Annotated in this window: 15 protein-coding genes; all 15 read right to left on the bottom strand. The window is 32.2% G+C overall.

The genetic code is table 11. The features are described from left to right. Positions 1-20: 20 nt before the first annotated feature. The 15 genes from JOC47_RS10945 to JOC47_RS10875 all read right to left on the bottom strand — a co-directional run bounded on the left by JOC47_RS10945 (position 21) and on the right by JOC47_RS10875 (position 16,426). On the bottom strand, positions 21-2,156 hold the full coding sequence (locus tag JOC47_RS10945; RefSeq protein WP_239551128.1) for an alpha-amylase family glycosyl hydrolase: 2,136 nt from the start codon (positions 2,154-2,156) through the stop codon (positions 21-23). 133 nt (positions 2,157-2,289) lie between these two features. Continuing rightward, the gene (locus JOC47_RS10940) at positions 2,290-3,954 is read right to left on the bottom strand and encodes a carbohydrate porin (protein ID WP_204702114.1); all 1,665 of its coding nucleotides are present in this window, start codon (positions 3,952-3,954) and stop codon (positions 2,290-2,292) included. An 848-nt stretch (positions 3,955-4,802) separates the two neighbouring features. Continuing rightward, positions 4,803-5,276: a HutP family protein gene (locus JOC47_RS10935; RefSeq protein WP_204702113.1), complete on the bottom strand. Its 474-nt coding sequence runs from the start codon at positions 5,274-5,276 to the stop codon at positions 4,803-4,805. A 51-nt stretch (positions 5,277-5,327) separates the two neighbouring features. Further along, positions 5,328-6,242 carry an HPr(Ser) kinase/phosphatase gene (gene hprK, locus JOC47_RS10930; protein WP_204702112.1) on the bottom strand — a complete coding sequence of 305 codons (915 nt, stop codon included), beginning with the start codon at positions 6,240-6,242 and terminating at the stop codon, positions 5,328-5,330. A gap of 94 nt (positions 6,243-6,336) precedes the next feature. Then, the gene (locus JOC47_RS10925; protein ID WP_204702111.1) at positions 6,337-6,651 is read right to left on the bottom strand and encodes a PTS lactose/cellobiose transporter subunit IIA; all 315 of its coding nucleotides are present in this window, start codon (positions 6,649-6,651) and stop codon (positions 6,337-6,339) included. 76 nt (positions 6,652-6,727) lie between these two features. Continuing rightward, positions 6,728-7,693 (bottom strand): ROK family protein, encoded by a 966-nt coding sequence (locus tag JOC47_RS10920; RefSeq protein WP_204702110.1) that lies wholly within the window; start codon positions 7,691-7,693, stop codon positions 6,728-6,730. 262 nt (positions 7,694-7,955) lie between these two features. Beyond that, positions 7,956-8,687 (bottom strand): DUF624 domain-containing protein, encoded by a 732-nt coding sequence (locus JOC47_RS10915; RefSeq protein ID WP_204702109.1) that lies wholly within the window; start codon positions 8,685-8,687, stop codon positions 7,956-7,958. Between the two features lie 87 nt (positions 8,688-8,774). Beyond that, complete coding sequence (locus JOC47_RS10910) at positions 8,775-9,812, bottom strand: nicotinate phosphoribosyltransferase (RefSeq protein WP_204702108.1); 1,038 nt, start codon at positions 9,810-9,812, stop codon at positions 8,775-8,777. 58 nt (positions 9,813-9,870) lie between these two features. Beyond that, a complete protein-coding gene (locus JOC47_RS10905; RefSeq protein ID WP_204702107.1) occupies positions 9,871-10,668 on the bottom strand; it encodes a Cof-type HAD-IIB family hydrolase in 798 nt (265 codons plus the stop codon). Positions 10,669-10,769: 101 nt separating this feature from the next. Continuing rightward, positions 10,770-11,165 carry a SoxR reducing system RseC family protein gene (locus tag JOC47_RS10900; RefSeq protein WP_204702106.1) on the bottom strand — a complete coding sequence of 132 codons (396 nt, stop codon included), beginning with the start codon at positions 11,163-11,165 and terminating at the stop codon, positions 10,770-10,772. A gap of 227 nt (positions 11,166-11,392) precedes the next feature. Then, entirely contained in the window at positions 11,393-11,581 is a 189-nt protein-coding gene (locus tag JOC47_RS10895; protein ID WP_204702105.1) for a hypothetical protein, read from the bottom strand. A gap of 101 nt (positions 11,582-11,682) precedes the next feature. After that, complete coding sequence (locus JOC47_RS10890; RefSeq protein ID WP_204702104.1) at positions 11,683-11,871, bottom strand: hypothetical protein; 189 nt, start codon at positions 11,869-11,871, stop codon at positions 11,683-11,685. A 164-nt stretch (positions 11,872-12,035) separates the two neighbouring features. Beyond that, the gene (locus JOC47_RS10885; protein ID WP_204702103.1) at positions 12,036-12,377 is read right to left on the bottom strand and encodes a phage holin family protein; all 342 of its coding nucleotides are present in this window, start codon (positions 12,375-12,377) and stop codon (positions 12,036-12,038) included. Positions 12,378-12,399: 22 nt separating this feature from the next. Continuing rightward, complete coding sequence (uvrC, locus tag JOC47_RS10880; protein ID WP_204702102.1) at positions 12,400-14,211, bottom strand: excinuclease ABC subunit UvrC; 1,812 nt, start codon at positions 14,209-14,211, stop codon at positions 12,400-12,402. A gap of 145 nt (positions 14,212-14,356) precedes the next feature. Then, positions 14,357-16,426, bottom strand: coding sequence for a hypothetical protein (locus JOC47_RS10875; protein WP_204702101.1), 2,070 nt, complete (start codon positions 16,424-16,426; stop codon positions 14,357-14,359). Positions 16,427-16,631: the final 205 nt, after the last annotated feature.

Raw genomic sequence — 16,631 nt, 5'->3', positions numbered from 1 at the left:
TATTTTTTTATTTTTTATACTTATTTAACTAATAAAAATCTACTAGATAATCCATTAATTTGAATATCATAATTTTTAGAAGCATCAATTATTTCTCCAGTCATAAGATCTTCTAAAGTCAAAGCTTCAACATCTAAATTTGAAACAGTAGTTTGGTTAAGACCAGCATTTAAAATATAAATAATCTCTTCCCCGCTTTCAGGGTCTGTTTTTAATACAGAATAAATATCATCATTTAAGGTTAAAAATTTATAGTCTCCATTCCACAAGGCAGGATGATTCTTTCTTATAGTCATTACTTTACTTAGATAATTCTTTAAATCTTCTTCTTGGCTAGTGAAGCCAGCAACTTCTCCACCATCACGAGAGGCATGGTCATCATAAATCACTTCGCCGTTTACTGAATCTTGATCATTCACATAACCTTCTACTTCCTCTCCAATTTCATCTCCATAATAAAGAGTTATCGGACCCGTATAAGATGCCATAAAACTAAAGGCTGCCTTATGCCGTTTCCAATAGTCATAATTTTCAGGACCATATCCTAAATGAGGTGCTCTCTGGATTAAATCTCCAAAACGTACTAAATCATGATTAGTTAACATTAAATTAGGTTGTGCATAATCAGGATATTGTTGACGGTTATTAATCCCATAATCTCCCGCTAACTTACTGGCAGGTTGATTATAACCCCAACTCACGCTAGCATCTTCTTGGGTTGCTAATACTTGAGTTAAAGAATAACGCACCGGAAAATCAAAAGCAGACTGCAATCCATTTTGTCCGTATCCTTCATTAGCAATCTGATTTCCACTACCATCCCAAATTTCACCAACCATATAACCTAATGTACCCCATTGCTTACCATTCTGTTCCCGCTGCTGAGCAACTTCTTCTACAACTTGACGAATATCACTCCAATAATTATGACCATTTTGATATAATTGATAAGCTTGGTCTAAACGCCATCCGTCAATATTATATTCTTCAATCCAATACGTAGCTACTTCTTTAAAATAATTTAAACTCTCTGGATATTTAACTTTATATCCTAACAATCCTAAAGCATCACTATTGATTTCTTTTGCTGCAACTGTTTTATTTCCTTTAGGAGACACTAATTGTTCATTAGCATGACCATAATGACCAAACACACCATCTAATAAAACATATAACCCATGTTCATGAGCAGTCTCTACTAATTCTCGAAATTCTTCCTCAGTTCCAAACTTAGGGTCAATCGCAAAATAATCATCTGCATAATAACCTGTCGCATCTATTGCATCATTACCCTCAGAATTAAAAACCGGCGTTAACCAAATAGCATTCACATTTAAGGAAGCAATATAGGGCATAGCTTCAGTAATTCCCTTAATATCTCCTCGATGGTCACTAGTACCATAGCCTACACCATAATCAGCACTAGAATCACCATCTTGATATGCTTCAACCATTACTTCATAAATTCGCAATTTATTAAATCTTTTATTTTGACTTAAAGGGTCTGGAGCAGGAAAATCCACATCTAAGATTTTTCTTTGGGCCGGATCAATAGTTTTGTTTTTAATGTAAACTGCCTCTCCACTACTATTTTTAGCAATTAATCTAATCTCATAATCCATCCCATTAGTTAATTTAGCAAACTCAAAAGAAATATTTTGACCAGGATTAGTTACTTGTTTTTCTTGCGCAGATATATTAGAATTATTAGGAAATTGTACTTCTAATTGAGTTACTTCATTATATCCTGGAGCAGTTATATCTACAGTTAAACCCTGGAGCTGATCATCAGTAGTCAGTTTAACATCTAATTCTGTTGTATTAGCTACATCAACCTCTTTCGTAATCCCATAAATAGCTTCATCATTAGAGTTTTTAGCTAATATCTTTACTTCATAAGTTCTAGCAATTCTTAATTTTTTAAATTCAAATCCTATTTTTTCTCCTACTTCACTTACCGTGGCAATTTTAGATGAGATATCATCATGATGAGGAAAGGAAATATCCAATTTAGTTACAGCAGAATCATTAGGCGCAGTGACTTGGACTAATAAATTTTTAACTTTAGTCTCATCTTCACTACTACAACCTACTACAAGCAAAGTTAAAACTAAGCCTAATACTAACAGTTTACTTTTTCTTTTTAAGCACTTCATTTTTCTCCCCCTTGAAATATTCCCAAATTTCTTTAGCAAAATATTAATATATAATTTCAAATTAAATAATCATTCTAAGAGTAAATAAATAAGAGCCCTACCAAGCGGTAGGGCTCTTTCATTTCTTAAATTATTACCACCAAAGTTCAGTTTGAATTCCGTAAGTTATAACATCATCATTACCTTGCTCAAATCCAAAGTTTCCACCGTTATCATCGTTATTACCTTCTCCAGCACCACGATGAATCGGACCTCTCCAAGTATTATTACCATCATCAAAAGTACCATAAGTAGCAAATACTCTTATTTCTGGACGACCCCAGAAAGAATTGTCTAATTTAATAGTAGGTGCTACAGTAAACTTTTGTAAGCTAAGTGCCTCATCATGCCATCCAGCTTCTTGACTTTCATATCCATATTCGAACTGCATAGATAAATTATTACTTAAATATCTAACTGCTCGACCACCAATAGCAATTCTTTTTTCGGCATCTGCTCCACCATTATATTTACTATCGATATCTTCATATACTAATTGAGGCATAACATCCCAATTTTCATTAATATTAGCTAATCCATATGCAATTAAAGCATATCCATTAGCTTCTTCGCTAGTAAAACCAACTGGATTACCTAAATCAGCACCTAAGTCATCACCATATTGTAAAATTACATTACTAGAACCATTAGCAATACCATAAAAATCTGGTCGGCTATAAACAAAATCTAATTGATAACCTGATCTATCAGTAGTTTCATCCTGCCAAGCATATCTAGTTTCAACCTCTAACTGTCCACCTGGAACTTGAATTCCTTTAAATCTCAAGTCAATATTCTTCTGATTTTTTCCACCCTCAATATCAGTATCAACAACTTGAGATGCTCCATCTCCTTGAGAGTTTCTAACAATTAAAGCAGCATCCAATTTAGCAGCACCAAGATCAAGACCTTGAACTCCACCACCAAATCCATCTAATTCTCTCCAACGATTATCAGTGATATGAATATCACTACGTCCGTAGAATCTTTCTCCTGCCCAGAAAGTAACATTTGGAGCAAAGTCAAATCCACTTCCAATTACAAATGCTTCACGTACAGTACTTTCTTCATCATTTTGACTATTATACGTATGATAATCAGTCTTTTTGTTAGCTAATCTAATTTGAGCTTTCATCCAAGAACCATCATCTTGAGTGAATTTCTTTCCAAACACATTTTCTACATAAGTATCCTCTTCGTTACCTAATCTAAATCTAGAAAAGTGATTAGGGAAAAGACCAATATGCCCATTCATTGTTCCACCTTCAGTAGACATTAAAGCTCCAGCACGCATATAACCACTATAAGAGAACCCTTGGTTAACTGTTGCCATTTTTGATTCTAACTCTCTTACACGAGGAGTTAAGTCAACAGAAGTCTTAGCAATTAATACTGAGTTCTGCCCACCAAATCCATCAGCTTCAAAAGTAGCAGCATCTTCATCTTTGATCCACTTCAATTCTCCACCGCCATAAACAGTGAATTTATACTGATACTTTTCACCTTTGTCTAACTTCTTAGTAAGTGTCCAAACTCCATTTTCTTTCTTCATTCTCCAAAAAGGATGGTTTGGAGACCAATTATTAAATTGACCAGCAACAAATACAGCATTTGCACCTAAGTTTTCACCATAAGTAAAAGTAACCTCCACTTTGCCATCTTCATCAGCAGATTTTACTTCAGTTTTAGCAAAAGCAGGTACTGCAACCAACACAACAACTAACGCAACTAACATAGCAAAACTAAATTTTTTCTTCACTATTAATACCCCCTAAATATTTTAATTTAAATAATGATTAAAAGCTGCTAATATAAATCCAACTTAATCGGCTTTAATTGATTCTTAAACCACCTCCTTGATAAAGCCAGCAGTTTATTAGAAATTATAATATAAAAATAATAATTTTTATATTTAATGTATTTTTTGGAAACAAAGTTTAAAAAAATAAACATTCCTCAACATAAATATAACCTAAGTAATGTTATTAGTAATTGCTTATTACCTTTTATTTTATTTTTTTACCTATATTTTATATTATTGTTAAAATATAAAATACCTTCTTTGAAATATTATTTTTTAATTTAACTACCCCAATAAAGAAAAGATAAAATATGGACAGCTAACAAATTACAGACCTTATTTAAATTTATTTATTAATAATAAAAATATGTTTTAAATTTATATTTATCTAATTAAAATTTATCATCTCGAATTTCTATATTAACATCTCTAACTATTAAATTGATTGAACAAAATAAAACCAATCAATACAAATTGATTAGCAACCTTAAACAACTTTATGTTTAACCCTAGTAACAGGGATATATAAATATATCCCTGTTTAATATAAACTTATAATTATAAACTAACATTTATACTGTTAAAGAAAACCTTTAGGGGCAACATTTAATGATATAAAAATGAAAAATATATTTTAATTTAATAAATATTACAATTATGCATCTTTATTTAAATTATACAGCTTTAATCCTTTAATATCAATATAATTATGAATTATTTCTAATTTAAGTCATTTTAAGTCAGTAGATTCCAAAAAATTAGCACTAAAAAAAGAGCAGACAAAATGTCTGCTCTTAGCTAAATCCTTATTTATCATTATTGGCTAATCCATAATAGTGAACCCCTAAGCCAGAAATTTCATGATCAATATCTAAACCTGGAATACCTATTTTCCCATGAATAGCAACTGCTAAATGAACATCTTTTTTAACAATCCCAATTTTAATTCCAGCTCCAGAAATACCACTCATCGGACCATCTAAACCAGTTACTGCCCGTTCAACACAACGAGTTAAAACTCTTCGGTCTTGAATACCATCATTAATTACATTACCTTTCACTGCAGCACCTAGAGCATTACGTAATACCTTATTCTTTAATTCTTCACCTTTACCTCCTGCTCTAGTAATTACTGCATTATATCCTTCATTAATAAAAGTATCTACTATATCATCATCATGTTGGTCATCTACCATTGACAAAATAATAGCCATCTTCCCCAATTTACGTTCATCAGCTACCTTAATAACATCTTCCACTGTAAAATCACTTAATTCCACTTATTTTCACCTCATTATCCTTATTTTTATCCCGTTTGGGAATACTTATATTTATTTATTTAATTCATCTTTTAGCTTAGTAGTAAACTCATTTGCTGCATTATAACCCATATTCTTTAATCTATAATTCATAGCTGCAACTTCTAATACCATTGCTAAATTACGACCTGGCCGTACAGGAATAGTTACTAATGGCAACGTAACCCCTAAGATTTCACGCTGTTCCTCATTTAAACCTAAGCGGTCATATTCCGTCTCATCATCCCATTTTTCCAGTTCTACAATGAAGTCTATACTCTGTTCTTCTCTAACTGCTCCAGCACCAAATAAGGTCTGAACATTAATAATTCCTAAACCTCTTAATTCCATATAATGCTTAGAAATTTCGGGAGACCGCCCAACTAATGTATCCCGCATAGCCCGCCTAATAACAACTGCATCATCAGCAATTAACCGGTGACCTTTCTTAACTAATCCTAAAGCACTCTCACTTTTACCAATACCACTTTTACCTCTAATAAATAATCCAACACCATAAACTTCAACAAGCACTCCATGTTTAGTTACCTCTGGAGCAAACTCTGCTTCTAAATAACCACTCAATAGACTCATAAAATTAGTAGTAGAATAATCAGTGCTAAAAATAGGAACTCCACTATCTTTAGATAAATCAAGTACCGGTTGTGGCGGTTCCATATTCCGAGTAATAATAATACACGGAATATCATAGGAAAAGAACTTGTTTAATCTTTCTTCTAATAATTCTGGTGGTAACTCTTTCAAAAAAGATAGCTCTGTCCGACCCAAAAGTTGAACTCGTTCAGGAGTAAAATAATCAAAAAAGCCAGCTAATTCTAATCCTGGTCTTTTAATATCACTTACTTCTATAAAATTATTTATTTCTTCTTCATTTAACCGTTCTAAACCGAATTTATCAATTAAATTTGTAACTGGTATTTTTTCCATTATTTCACCTCTAAGTAAATTTAAAAAACATTAATTAGCCCTTTTGTAATTTGGAACAAAAGGGCTTCAAAATCAAACAATTTTATTTCTTAATCTATTCTTTGTGTAGTTCAATCATTTCTTCAATTAATGATATTTCAGTATTAGCAGACATTAAATGGTCCATAGCATGAGCTAATAACATATTAGTCATAACTCTCTGTTTTGGGTCATCTTTACTCATATTTTCAGACTGAATATCATGTCCTTTAGCATATTCTTCATGCGCTTCTTCTATTAATTCATCTGCTTTTTGATAATTTCCTTTTTTAGCTTCAGTTAAAGCGTCATGTGCTAACTCCTTAGCATTACCAGCATGTAAAGTGATCTTAAACGAAACTTGTTCCAAATTAACTTCTTTTGGTGCCATCTTTAATCCCTCCTATAGTTTTAATACCCACCTTTTACCTATAATTTTAAATTGTTACTGATAAATTGTCAATTATTTATTTTTTAATATGGGCCAATGCTGCAGCAATAGCCCCTACTACTCCAACATCTGAACCTAATTCTGCAGGAATAATTTCAACCTTCTCAGCCAAAGAATCCATCGCTCGCGCCTCAATAGTTTCCCAAACTTTATCTTCTAACAACGACCAAGAATTTGAAACTCCTCCACCAAAAACAATCCGACTTGGATTGAAAATATTAATTAAGCTAGCTAAACCAGTACCTAATCTTTCAGCTATAGTATTCATTAATTCTAAAGCCACTTCATCTTCTTTAGCAGCAGCTTTAGCAACTACTGCACCATCAACTTCACTAATTTCATCTACTAAATCATCTATCATAGTATCTTCTTCAGCCTTTAATGCCTCTTGACCTAAACGACTCAATGCTGTACCAGAAGCTAAAGCTTCCCAACAACCAAAATTACCGCACCCGCATTTAACAACACTATTAGGGTCTAGAGTCATATGACCAATTTCTCCTGCTCCATCACTAGTACCATGATAAATATCACCATTAATAATGACACCGCCACCAATACCAGTACTAACAGTAATATAAATCATATTTTCCGCGCCTTTACCAGAACCAAACCATTGTTCACCTAAAGCAGCAGCATTAGCATCATTTTCTAAAAAGATTGGCGTATTTAAATCACTTAATTCATCTTTAATATTTACATCATCTAAATTTAAATTAGGTGTATGATGAATTAATCCCTCTTCAATATCTAGCGGTCCAGGACAACCTAAACCAATCCCAGCCACCTGTTCTAAATCAACCTCTGTTTCTTCAATCACTTGCTCAATAGTTTCTTTGATTTTAGTAACTACAGTATCCTTATCCTTCACATCTCCAACTAGAACTCTTGACCTTTTTAAAATATTACCTTCTAAATCAGATAAAGCTGTTAAAATTTTAGTTCCGCCTAAATCAACACCAATTACATATTCTTTTTTCATAACAAACCCCCTCAATATAAATCAGTAAACAGAAATAAGTAAGAAGTAAGGAGTAAAGAGAAGTAAAGAGTAATGAGTAATGAGTAAAAGAATAAAACCAACAAAACTTAAATCTGCTTTTTTCTTGTTTCTTTTTACTATTTTTACTCATCACTATTTTTTCTCATCACTCTTTACTGATTACTACTTTTCTTTCTTTACTGCTCTTTTCTCATTACTCTTTACTGCTTTTTTCTCGTCACTCATCACTTGTTACTCATTACTATTTCCTAAAGCTTTGCGGTCCAGGAATATCATCAATGACATTATGTTTAACTAATAAATTCAAAGTAGAATTATTAGCTAGGATACAAATCCCTCCCATAAATAATGTAGGTAAAGTAATTATCAATCCTATATTCAACATTGCATAAATAATTAATTGAAAGTAAATGAATATAGTGAATGAAATATTCTTAACAGCTAATAACCCTGCATACTTAATTATGTTTTTAATTGAATCGTCCTCATCTAAATTATCCAATTCAATCATCAATGGATAAGCATAAAAACAAACTATACTAACAAAGACTAAACCATATAACCAAATTGCACTAGAAACTTTCATCCAATAACTCTCAGAAGTAGCAAAGAAGTTGAAGTCAAAATAGAGTATTCCCGCTATTATAAAAAATACAAAATTTAAAGCAAGTGACTTAAAGAAATATTCCTTTACTCCTTTAAAAAAATCAGTAATAGAAACATTCCCATATTTAACAATAATATTAGTTACATAACATGCCCCTGCTGTCGCTGGACCTACTACTATTAACTCTAATAAAAGAAAAGGAACAATCCAAATAGGCTGCCCAATTAAAATAGCATTAATAGCAATTAAATTCATTAATAAAACTAGACCAGCCGTTAAAAACCAACCTAGGCTAGCGATCAAGACAGCAGAAATGTTTTGATAAATTTCTTTATAACTCTTTTTAGCTATTTCCCATCCTGTCATACTCTCACCCTTCTTGTCTGTGACTATTTAAAAATAATAAACTTCACTTATTTAACTTCTACAATTATAATTCAACATCCTGCATTTTTACAATTTTCTTTTTAATCTTTTATTTTCAGTTGTACCAGGAATTCTGCCACGTTTAGCTACTGCCTGACCATCAATTTCTTTTAAATCCATAGTCATATTAATAGCACTAGCATTAGAGATATAACTTCCTACTCCATAACCATCAACTTCTAATTGATTTAGTTCTTCAATTCTCTCAGGTGTTAAACCACCAGATACAAAAATATTAACATGCTCATGCCCCGCTTGATCTAATCGAGCTCGCACTTCTTTTACTAGATCTAAAGTTACCCCACCTCGTTCTGAAGGAGTATCTAAACGAATTCCATCTAGGTCTTCCTCTAATTCATTTGCAATTCGCAATGATTCTTCAGCTTCATCTTTAAAAGTATCAACTAAAATAGTTCGCGGTGCTTCTTCAGGCATAATCTCGTGATATGCTTCAGCAACATCTAAAGTATCTCCTACAGTTAATATCAAAGCATGTGGCACTGTACCTGAAGGTTCCTGCCCTGCTAATTTAGCCCCTAAAATACAGCTAGCTCCATCAGCACCACCAATCACAGCTGCTCTTTCCATTACAGGAGCTACTGCAGGATGAATATGACGTGCTCCAAAACATAACATTGGTTTATTCTGAGCTGCCTCTTTACATTCTTTAGCAGCTGTAGCCCAACCACTAGAATTAGACATAGCTCCTAAAATGGCTGTTTCAAAAATGCCAAAATCTTCATAGGAACCTTTAATCTTCATTACTACTTCTTTTCTATCCATTGTACTTCCTTCATCTAAAGCCCAAACTTTTACATCTTTTTGCTCAAGTAAATTTAATGCTTCATCTACACCTGCAAATACTCCAGCTTGACTCGGGAAAATTTCTGCTGTAACTTCTGTATCAGCTAAATCCAATTCAGATAATATCTCTCTTGTCTTAATAAAGTATACATCAGTAGTAGCTCCTTGTTCAATTTCCTCATGCGTCGCAGAAAATAATTTTCTATCACCTTTAATCTTAACTTTCTTTAAATCAGATAATTCTTTTAATTCATCATTCATCTTTATTATCCATCCTTCCCCTTAAAAATCAATTTTTAATCCTCAGACTTCTTTAAATTTATAATATGAATTTCTCAATAACCTCAGCTACACCATCTTCATCATGAGCTTTAGTTATATAATCAGCACTTTCTTTTACTTTTGGCCAAGCATTATCTACTGCTACTCCCAATCCAGCGTATTCTAGCATTTCTTGGTCATTATAACTATCTCCAATAGTAATTACCTCATCAGCTGAAAAACCATATTGTTCTGCCAAATCAGCTACTGCTCGACCTTTATTCACTTCAGGATCCATTAATTCTACAAATACAGATTTTGAAGTTGTAATATGTAGTTGTTCAGCAAATTCCGCTTTCACATCTTCTAAAATACTTGGAATTTCTTCTTCATCATCGACAATGATTAACTTTGTTGACGGTTGATCTATAAAATCTTCTAAATCTTCATTAATTAATACAGCTTTAACCCCAGCTAATTTTTCATAATATCTAGCTTTTGGCCCATCATGATTAATATATAAGATATCATCCATATAAAGATTTAAATTCAAATCATGTTCTTCTACATATCTAGCAACCTGTTTCGTCAGGTCTAAACTAATCGGATTATGTTCCACAACTTCTCCACTACTTACATTTTTAATTAATGCTCCATTATAAGTAATAATTGGCCCATTAATTCCTAACTCTTGTGCATAGGGAAAAGCTGAAGCATGCATTCTACCAGTTGCAATTACAACTTCTACCCCTTTATCTTGAGCTTGCTGAATTACTTTTTTAGTTCGCTCACTAATTTGATTATCAGATCCTAATAAAGTATCATCTAAATCAATTGCTAGCAATTTATATTCCATTAAATTTCCTCCCTGAAATTTGAGATCTTTTCAATAACTTAAACTTTTCTTAATCTTATACTTATTCTTCATCCTCAAACTTAGACTTATACTTATCCTTATTAATTCACAACTTCCTGCATCTCAGCTCGATAATCTTTTTCCTTTTCTTCTCCTACTTTTCTAGCAATCAAAAATGATAGCGCAAATAACAATCCACCTAAAGCAATTCTAGTTACTTCCGTTTGCATTCCTAAATAACCTGCACCTATATATCCTACAATCAAAGCTAATAGCGGCAAGAAATAAACTAATACTGCAGCCCCTAAAATACTACTACCTTTCATTTCAATTGTAACTACATCACCTATATCCACATTTAAAGTATTATCCAAAGTTAAAACTAAATTGTCATCTGAACTACATTTACCACACTTACCACAAGCAGAATGTTTTTGCACCATCACCTTAACTTGCTCAGAATCAGGTTTAGAAATAACACGTGCATACTGTTTCATAATTGCCGCTCCTTTTACAATTAATTTAATTCTATACATAAAGAAATTATAATAAAAATTTAAGCTAATTTAAACATTTTTAATTATTAAAATAAATTTATCATCCTTCATTATATCATAAAATTATAATTTTTAAACAAAATAATGCAAAGATTCTTAAAAGACAATATATATATAAGTATTAACAACAACAAAACAGCAGCCCTAAGGACTGCTGTTCAAAATTATTACTGAGCATTAAGCATAGCTTTTAATTCTGCTGCTGTATATTTCTTTTTAATTTTGCATTCTGAACATTCAATAGTTGCCTCATCTGAGCCTGATAACTTTTTTAAGTCAGTTTTTAACCTCATTTTACGACCACATTCTGAACAGGGATAATTAATATAAGTGCCTGGTTTATAATCTGGGTTCATTTTTAATTATTCACCTCATTTATTTACAGTAATAATTGCTTTAATTACTTATATCATTTATATTTTTAAGTAGAGCAAGAGTTTCCTCTTACCCTTGAAAATCAATATTCACAATTAACAATCCCTTTTAATTCTGTCCTTGAATACTCTTTTTCTTGACTACAAGTTGGACATTCCAGAGTTACTTTAGTACTTTGACTAGTTTGATTCAAATCATCCTTTACCCGCATATGATGACCACATCCATTAACACAAGGATATCCTAGATAATCTCCTTTTTGAGGGGCCATTTTTTCACCTCGTTTGATTTAGATTATTACTTATTATAGTACAACAAGTTAATAATTCATAAAGAAATATTTAAAACAACTAGTTAATAATTACTATTTTACTTTAATTTATTACTAAAGCTCAATTTATAATCTAAGATATTACATTTATAGCAATATTTAATTTAATCATCATCTATAACGCCAGACATTAAACTATTAATAATACTTAATACTACAGATCCTATAATAGCAGCAAACATACCACTTACACTAAATCCCGCTACTAAATTAGCAGCTAATAAAAATAAGATCCCATTTAATATGAACAAAAACAATCCAAAAGTTAAAACAGTTAATGGAAAAGTAAAAATAGTTAATATTGGCTTTAAAAAAGTATTAACTAAACCTAGAATCAAAGCAGCCCACATCCCCGCAGAAATACTATCAATAGCAATTCCCGGCAGCAATTGAGCAGTTAAAAGTAGGGCCAACACAGTAATCGCAAACTTCAGCAATATTTTCATCATCTCACCACCTTTGCCCTTATTAAGGTCTTAAATTCATCTCTAGATACTCTTTTATTTTTTCTGCTAACTTAGGGCCAACTCCTTTTACCTCCGTCAAATCATCAGCACCTGCTTGTTTTATCTTTTGCAGTGAACCGAAGTGATTTAATAAATCCTTTCTTTTCTGCGGCCCCACACCAGAAATATCATCTAACATAGAATGAGTTAAACGGCGCGACCTTAATTTCCGATGATAATTAACAGCAAAACGATGTGCTTCATCCCTAACGCGTTGTACTAAATGCAGTGCTTCGGAATTTTTAGGCAGGACAATCGGCTCACTTTCCCCTGGCACAAAAACTTCTTCTTCTCGTTTAACTAAACTGATAATATTTTGGTCAAACCGACCTAAATCTTCTAAAATACTAAGCGCTGAACTCAACTGTCCTTTACCTCCGTCAATTAAAATCAAATCAGGAAATTCTCTTTCTTCTTCAATTAACTTAGAATAACGGCGAGTAATTACCTCTTTCATCGAAGCAAAATCATCTGGCTGGGATACACTTTCAATTTTGAAACGCCGATAATCACTCTTTTTAGGCTTACCTCCTTCAAAAACTACCAAAGAAGCAACTGTATCTGTGCCTTGAATATGCGATATATCAAAACCTTCAATTCGATACGGCAATTTATCTAAACCTAAATATTGTCCTAAACTTTCTACACCTGGGCCTTTATGCAAAAAATCCATTTTGCTCTGGAAATTATGCTCCTTCAAATTATAATAAGCATTTTTCGCTGCCATATCTACTAAATCTCGTTTGTTACCCTGCTTAGGAACTTTAATTTCAATTTTCTTTTCCTGCTGTTCCGCCAACCATTCTTCAATCACTGCTTGATCTTCAAGTTCAGATTCTAATAAAATCTCCTGCGGTACATAATAAGCAGCATCATAGTACTGCTGTAAAAAAGCAGTAATGGTCAATTCAATACTCTCTTCTTCTTTAAAAATAAAGTTTTCTTTACCAATCAATCTACCATTTCGCACAATCAACAACTGTAAACAAATCTGCTCTTCATTAGCTGTTGTAGCAATTACGTCTTGATTGACTAAATTTTCAGAAACAATCTTTTGCTTCTGAGTTAACTTATTAATAGCTTCAATTTGGTCACGATATTTAGCAGCAGCTTCATAATCTAAATTTTCTGATGCAATTTCCATTTTAGTCTTTAATTCTTGGATTAAGCTTTTCTCTTTACCCTCTAGTAACATAACTATCTCATCTATCATTTCATTATACTCATCTTGGCTAATTTCGTTAATACATGGACCAGCACATTTATCAATATGATAATTAAGACAAGCTCGTTCCTCTCTATCAGAAATTGCTTTTTTACATGTCCGCAGTGGGTATAAATCATGAATTAACTCTAACAGATTATTCACTGCTCGTACATCAGTATACGGGCCAAAGTAACGCGCCCCATCATTTTTTATAACTCGAGTTTTATAGACCCGAGGAAAGTTTTGATTAACACTAACCTTGATATAAGGATAAGTTTTATCATCTTTTAATTGAATATTATACTTTGGATTATGCTTCTTAATTAAATTATTTTCTAAAATCAATGCTTCTACTTCAGTATCTGTCACTATATATTCAAAATCAGAAATATGCTCGACTAAAACTTTAGTCTTAAAACGCTGATGTTTAGCATTTTGAAAATAAGAACTAACTCTATTTTTAAGCGATTTAGCCTTACCCACATAAATTATTGTTCCAGTTTCATCTTTCATTAAATAAACACCAGGTTCTTGAGGTAAGTTATTTGCTTTTTGATTTAAATCCATTTTTATCACCTACAATTGATCTATATACTTTAAGAAATATTATATCAATAATAATTACTTCTTACAAATAATAAACGGCTCCAAGCCGATCAAATGATCGAATTGAAGCCGTAAAAAAGTAACTATTATTCAAATAGAATAGAAATTACTGAACTATCAAATTATTACCTGCTCCATCACCAAAATCATTTCCATTCCATTCTGTACTGTCATAAATAAACTTAAACTCTGCTCCTGCTTCTACATCAGAAAATGTTCCAGTCCAAGTGCCATCATCTTGCTTAGTTAAAGCATAAGTTTTATCTGCTGGTTCCCAACTATTAAGGCTACCTACTAAATGAACTTCATCTTCTACTGTAACTCCATAAGTTTCTGGAACAAAAGTGAACTTCCAACCTCCATCTACTTTTTCTACTGCTTTAATAGTATTTTCATCATCATTATTATCTTCATTATCGTTGTCATCTTCGTTATCGTTGTTATCTTCATTATTTTCATTATCTTCAATTACAAAATTATCACCTTCAGTAGTCCCATCTGTACCAAAGTGCTGCATATCATCCCAAGTATCTGTATCATACATCACTTTAAATTCATCTCCAGCTGCTAAAGCAAAGGTGCCACTCCAAGTTACCCCATCATCACCTTTAGTCAAGGCATAACTCTTATCTGCTGGTGCCCAATCATTAATTGTTCCTACTAAATGCATCTCTCCAATATTTTGAGCTGCTTGGTTATCTTTTAATTTTAACTGTACTTGATATTGTCCATCATCAATTGTTGCTATATCTATTGTATCTAATTCTACTGTTCCTATTTGATCATCATTATCATCATTATCATCATTATCATCATTATCTTCAATTACAAAGTTATCTCCATCAGTAGTTCCATCTATACCAAAGTGCTGCATGTCATCCCAGTTATCTGTATCATACACTACTTTAAACTCATCTCCAGCTGCTAATTCGAATGTTCCTGTCCACGTTACACCATCATCACCTTTAGTTAGAGCATAACTCTTATCTGATGGTGCCCAATCTTGAAATGAACCAACTAAATGCATCTCTTCAATCCCTTGAGTAATTTCATTATCTTTTAGTTTTAACTGTACTTGATACTGACCATCATCAGTTGCTGAAAAATCTACACTTTCTATCTCTATTTCCCCTGGTTGTTCGTCATCTTCATTATCATCTTCATCATCGTCATTACTATCCTCACTTGTTACTGCTGGAGCAGACATTTCTCCGGCTAATCCTTCTTCATTATAAGATTCTACCCAGTAATAGTAAGTACCAGTAGCATTAAGATTATCATTATAATTAGTATTCTCTGCTGCTAAAGATTTCACTCTACTAGCTTCAGAGAAATCTTCTTTTTCAGCTCTATATACCATATAGAAAGCGGCATTATCTACAGCATCCCAAGATAAATTAACCACTCCAGAATCAGTTAAATTAGCTACTACACCTGTTACCTTCGCCGGACCATCTTCTAATTCTACTTTCATCTGTCCTTGATTACCTTCACTAATCATTAAATTATATTCATTAACTCTATCTGGCAATACATAGACTCCTTGTTTCTCTAGACTACTGCCCCCTACTTTAACTCTTATATCCCATTTACGTGCTGAAACTCCTTTTTGAATAAAAGTTGCACTACCATCACTTAAATCAATTTCTTCAACATAGCTTTCATCTCGAAAAGGATAACTAATTTTCACTTGAGAAATTTGAGAAGCAGTAGGCCGCCAATCTCCTTTGATATCAACCTTCACTTTTACAGTAGCAGTATTTAGATTAAGCAAAATTGTCTTTTGATTAACCTCTTCTGCTTTCACTTGTAAATCTGATTCCCCCTTATAGGCAACATATTTTTTATCTCCTACTTCTTCAATAGCCTGAGCTATTAATTTATATTGCCCCGGTTCTAACTTAAAACTAACTTGACTTTTATCTGTGCCAAAAGTTTTTTCCTCTATTACTTTTTCATCTTGTTTGATAATTATTTTATAGTGGTTTAAATTAATTTCTTCACCTATATTTTGAATATTAACTCCTGGTTCATCAACAGAAAAACCTAATTTTACAATTCCTTTCTGCCCTACATTAGTTTCTTCTTTCTGTTCACTACTACAACCAACCATTAAACTTAGACTTAAAATTAACACTAAAATTAACACTATAGCTCGAAAATTAAATTTTCTCATTAAATATGAATACCCCTTTCTAAATAATCCCTTTTTAATAATTAGTAAACAGATAGTTCCTGTCAACAAACCTTCCTTAACTTTTCTTTTTGAAATTACCTTTTTTACCCCTTTTCCCCTCCCTACATTTTGTATTTTTTACAATTATTTCTATTTATAGTATTATACATTATCTGGAAAATACCTTTATTTTATTTCAAAAAAA

The sequence above is a fragment of the Halanaerobacter jeridensis genome (assembly GCF_016908315.1).
Classification (GTDB): domain Bacteria; phylum Bacillota; class Halanaerobiia; order Halobacteroidales; family Halobacteroidaceae; genus Halanaerobacter; species Halanaerobacter jeridensis.
Note: the sequence above shows the minus strand (reverse complement) of the source record. Positions and strands in the feature narration are given on the sequence as shown.

Excerpts from the sequence above, each read along its gene's own strand:
- JOC47_RS10945 (WP_239551128.1), bottom strand. The coding sequence starts at position 2,156 with ATGAAGTGCTTAAAAAGAAAAAGTAAACTGTTAGTATTAGGCTTAGTT.
- hprK (WP_204702112.1), bottom strand. The coding sequence starts at position 6,242 with ATGGAAAAAATACCAGTTACAAATTTAATTGATAAATTCGGTTTAGAA.
- JOC47_RS10925 (WP_204702111.1), bottom strand. The coding sequence starts at position 6,651 with ATGGCACCAAAAGAAGTTAATTTGGAACAAGTTTCGTTTAAGATCACT.
- JOC47_RS10920 (WP_204702110.1), bottom strand. The coding sequence starts at position 7,693 with ATGAAAAAAGAATATGTAATTGGTGTTGATTTAGGCGGAACTAAAATT.
- JOC47_RS10915 (WP_204702109.1), bottom strand. The coding sequence starts at position 8,687 with ATGACAGGATGGGAAATAGCTAAAAAGAGTTATAAAGAAATTTATCAA.
- JOC47_RS10910 (WP_204702108.1), bottom strand. The coding sequence starts at position 9,812 with ATGAATGATGAATTAAAAGAATTATCTGATTTAAAGAAAGTTAAGATT.
- JOC47_RS10905 (WP_204702107.1), bottom strand. The coding sequence starts at position 10,668 with ATGGAATATAAATTGCTAGCAATTGATTTAGATGATACTTTATTAGGA.
- JOC47_RS10900 (WP_204702106.1), bottom strand. The coding sequence starts at position 11,165 with ATGAAACAGTATGCACGTGTTATTTCTAAACCTGATTCTGAGCAAGTT.
- JOC47_RS10895 (WP_204702105.1), bottom strand. The coding sequence starts at position 11,581 with ATGAACCCAGATTATAAACCAGGCACTTATATTAATTATCCCTGTTCA.
- JOC47_RS10890 (WP_204702104.1), bottom strand. The coding sequence starts at position 11,871 with ATGGCCCCTCAAAAAGGAGATTATCTAGGATATCCTTGTGTTAATGGA.
- JOC47_RS10885 (WP_204702103.1), bottom strand. The coding sequence starts at position 12,377 with ATGAAAATATTGCTGAAGTTTGCGATTACTGTGTTGGCCCTACTTTTA.
- uvrC (WP_204702102.1), bottom strand. The coding sequence starts at position 14,211 with ATGGATTTAAATCAAAAAGCAAATAACTTACCTCAAGAACCTGGTGTT.
- JOC47_RS10875 (WP_204702101.1), bottom strand. The coding sequence starts at position 16,426 with ATGAGAAAATTTAATTTTCGAGCTATAGTGTTAATTTTAGTGTTAATT.